2 protein-coding genes are annotated in these 3,960 nt (G+C 46.6%); one reads left to right on the top strand and one right to left on the bottom strand.

Annotated elements, in window-relative coordinates; all coding sequences use genetic code 11:
- The first annotated feature begins 62 nt into the window (after positions 1–62).
- Positions 63–1,799, top strand: a complete 1,737-nt coding sequence (locus C7B77_RS25480) for a serine protease (RefSeq protein WP_106311563.1) — start codon at positions 63–65, stop codon at positions 1,797–1,799.
- Between the two features lie 27 nt (positions 1,800–1,826).
- Here the strand turns inward: C7B77_RS25480 and C7B77_RS25475 are convergent, their stop codons facing one another.
- Positions 1,827–3,890, bottom strand: a complete 2,064-nt coding sequence (locus tag C7B77_RS25475) for a 3'-5' exonuclease (RefSeq protein ID WP_245894410.1) — start codon at positions 3,888–3,890, stop codon at positions 1,827–1,829.
- Between the last annotated feature and the right edge of the window lie 70 nt (positions 3,891–3,960).

The raw sequence follows: 3,960 nt of genomic DNA, 5'->3' as shown, positions 1-3,960 counted from the left end.
CTCCCCCACTCATAACTAGCAACTTAGGTTAATATTGTGTCGATCGGATATTTTTGCTGAAGATGAAAAACTATTTGTTGCCGACTGCACTGCTGGGATCGATGACCTCTGGCGGACTATTTGCGATCGCTTTAGTCAGCTCCGTTTCACCTGCGGTAGCACTATCACCAGTCGAGATCCAGAGGATTGCCAAACAAACCACCGTACAGATTACCGGGTGCGACTTTGGTTCGGGGGTAATCATTCGCAAAAATGGCAATACTTATACAGTGCTGACGGTGGCACATAATTTTAGAAAGAGTGGCTGCCAACTTACGACTTCAGATGATACTAAGTATCAAATCGGCCAGATCAAAACTTTTCCCAATAATGTCGATTTAGCAGCAGTTACCTTTACCAGCAACAAAAGTTATCCGATTGCCAAGCTAATTGACAACTCCGATCGCGTCGAAGCAACTGAAACCGTTTATGTGTCTGGGTTTCCATTATCGTCGGCGATTAATACCTCCGTGTTTGCGATCGTCAAAGGGGATGTGGTTGCCAACCCCCCTAATAAGCAACAGGGCAAAGGCTATTCGCTAATCTACAGCAATAATACGTTGCCGGGACAAAGTGGCGGCCCCGTTTGGAACGAACGCGGCGAGTTAATCGCCATCCACGGTCAAGGCGATATCGATACCAAGCTCCAAACGACGGCCAATGACAATGTGCGCGTCAAGACTGGATACAATCTGGGCATTACTATCAATACTTTTGCCAAGCTCGCCGCCACAGCCGGAATTGATGGTTACGCACGGACGACAGTCGCCGCCAAACCCAAACCCGTCGAGGATTACTTAGCTAACGCCATCCTCGAAGAGAGCAAAGGTAACTATCGTGGGATGTTAACTCAGGCCGATCGAGCGATCGCGATCGACTCCAACAATGCGCGACTTTACTATATACGCGGGGTAGCCAAGTTTCAACTCGACGACAAGCAAGGTGCGGCTGATGACTACACCAAGAGTATCGCCCTCAATCCTAAATATCCCCAAGCTTACTCCAATCGAGCCTATGCCAGAGCCGAGTTAGGCAATCCTCAAGGCGCGATCGAGGATACCAATCGTGCCATTGCGCTCGATCCTAAATTTGCGCTGGCTTATGTCAATCGCGGTCTGGCTAAATTCAAGATCGGCGATAATAAAGGTGTCATTGAGGATAGCAATCGCGCGCTCGCGCTCGATCCTAAACTACCGATCGCTTATTCCAATCGCAGTCTAGCTAAGTCGGAATTAGGCGACCAACAGGGAGCGATCGAAGATGCCAATCGCGCGCTGGCGATCGATTCTAAATTAGCCGAAGCCTATATCAATCGCGGTTTGGCCAATCTTCGGCTGGGGAACAATCAAGCATCGATCCCGGATTTTGAGCGCGGTGTCGCGCTCAAACCAAATCTCGCCCAAGCCTACAGTAATATTGGCGTTGCCAAGCTCCAGTTAGGCGATAACAAAGCTGCGATCGAGTACTCCAATCGCGCGCTCGCCGCTAACCCCAATCTCCCCGAAGGCTACTTCGTGCGGGGGTTTGCCAAATATCAACTCGGCGACCATAAAGGCGCGATCGAAGATGCCAATCGCACGATCTCCCTTAAACCTGCCTTTGCCCAAGCCTACGCCAATCGTGGTATCGCTTGGCTGCAATTAGGTAACAACAAACAGGGTTTGGCAGATTTACGCAAGTCAGCAGAACTATTTAAGCAGCAAGGGCAAATGGCCGACTACAATCGGATTATGAAAGCGATCGAGCAACTCCCTCGCTAAATATCGATCGAAGGATCGATAATTTTCTCATTCAATTTTCTGGAGTCCAGCAATCTTAGGATCGACAATCTTTTGACCGAGATTGGGAAATTTAATGGCGATCGATTGTTTATTTCCAGTCCCAAATACATGAGAAATTTGCCCCACTCCAAAACTGCGGTGAATCACGCGATCGCCAACGCGCCAACCTGTAGTTTGCGCATGAGTTTTACCGACAGTTTTGGGATCTTTGGGTGAAGTACGATCGGGTGTTTGAGCTTTGACTTTGGTACGCAGGTTGCTATTAAGTAATTCTGGTGGTAACTCTCCGATAAATTGCGATCGAAGGGCGGGTTCTCTAGAGCCATACAAGCGACGTTCGCGGGCGTGAGATAGATATAACATTTCTTGCGCGCGAGTGATGCCCACGTAGCACAAACGGCGTTCTTCTTCAACCGCCATCGGATCGTTGAGCGATCGAAAGCTTGGGAATAATCCTGCTTCTAATCCCACTAGAAACACGATTGGAAATTCTAGTCCTTTCGACGCGTGTAATGTCATCAGAGAGACGGCTTCTTTACCTTCTTGAAGATTATCCAGATCGGAACTTAGAGCGGCACTGGCTAAATAAGCTTCGAGAGTTGGCGCATCATTTTCTTCTTGAAATTGAATCGTCGCGTTGACTAATTCTTGGACGTTTTGAATGCGTTCTAGAGCTTCATCTGTACCTTGCGTTTGCAACTCGTGGACGTAACCAGTATCTTCGACAATGCCCGTCACGATGTCCACCACCGGACGCGTTTCGGCTTCGCTCCGCCACTTATTAATAATTTCGGCAAAATTTAGTACGCCTTTTGACGATCGTCCTGCGACAGTTTTAACTGAAGTTTCATCATTTAAGATTTCCCATAACGGAACGCCTAATTGCTGTGCGGCATTTTGGAGATTATCGATCGTGGTTTGTCCGACGCCACGTCTGGGGGTATTAATCACGCGCAGCAAACTAACGGTATCGCTAGGATTGGCGATCGCCCGTAAATAGGCAACGATATCTTTAATTTCTCGCCGATCGTAGAACTTTAAGCCACCGACAATTGTATACGGAATTTGCGATCGGACAAAGGCATCTTCAATCGGTCTCGACTGGGCATTCGTCCGGTACAACGCAGCAAAATTACCGTAGTTTAGTTCGGGATTTTCGCGTAAGAGTTTGCGAATTTGCCCAACGACAAATTCAGCTTCATCGATCTCATTATCGGCTTTATACAAGAAGATCGGTTCGCCTTCGCCGCGCGTGGCTTTAAGAATTTTATCGATCCGTTGGGTATTATGTTGGATTAAATGATTGGCAGCAGCTAAAATATTCTCGCGCGATCGATAGTTTTCTTCTAACTTCACCATCGTCTCAGTTCGATCGTCGGGCATACTATCGCCGAAATCGTCCTGAAAATTCATCAGAATCGTAAAATCTGCCGCGCGGAATGAATAGATAGATTGATCGGCATCGCCAACCACAAAGATCGATCGATGTTCCCATGCGTCAAATATTTTACTATCGACACCATTAGTAACTAATAGTTGAATCAGATCGTATTGGGTGCGATTGGTATCTTGATATTCATCGACTAATATATGTCGGAATTTGCGATGCCAATAATCTAAAACTTGGGCATTTTGACGAAATAGTTGGACGGGGACTAATAATAAATCGTCAAAGTCGAGGGCATTATTCGCACACAGCGCATCTTGATAGTGTTTGTACACATCCGAGATCACTCTGCCTCGGTAATCATTTTGCTGCTTGCTATATTCATCTGGCGATAAACCCTGATTTTTGGCAGTACTAATTGCATAGCGAACGTTACGCGGCTCGAACTTCTTGTCGTCTAAATCTAATTGCTTGACAACAATCTGCTTGACTAGCCCCTGACAGTCACTATCATCGAAAATCGAGAAATTCCTATTCCAAGTGCGTCCTTTCTCATCTTGATATTTGTCAATATCAAATCGTAAAACTTTACTAAATAAGCCGTGAAATGTCCCGATCCACAAGTCTTTAATAATCGTCTTATAAACATGCGATCGCAGTTGAGTTTGCTGATACTCATCCAATGCGCCCCATGGTTTACCAAATTTCAGATCGGCTTGTTGTTGGGCGAATACTGTCTCTTATACACATCTC

The organism is Chamaesiphon polymorphus CCALA 037, from assembly GCF_003003845.1.
GTDB lineage: Bacteria > Cyanobacteriota > Cyanobacteriia > Cyanobacteriales > Chamaesiphonaceae > Chamaesiphon > Chamaesiphon polymorphus.
This window is presented reverse-complemented; position numbering and strand designations above follow the sequence as displayed.

Bases quoted from the DNA above. Each gene is read 5' to 3' on its own strand.
- C7B77_RS25480 (WP_106311563.1), top strand. From the start codon at position 63: ATGAAAAACTATTTGTTGCCGACTGCACTGCTGGGATCGATGACCTCT.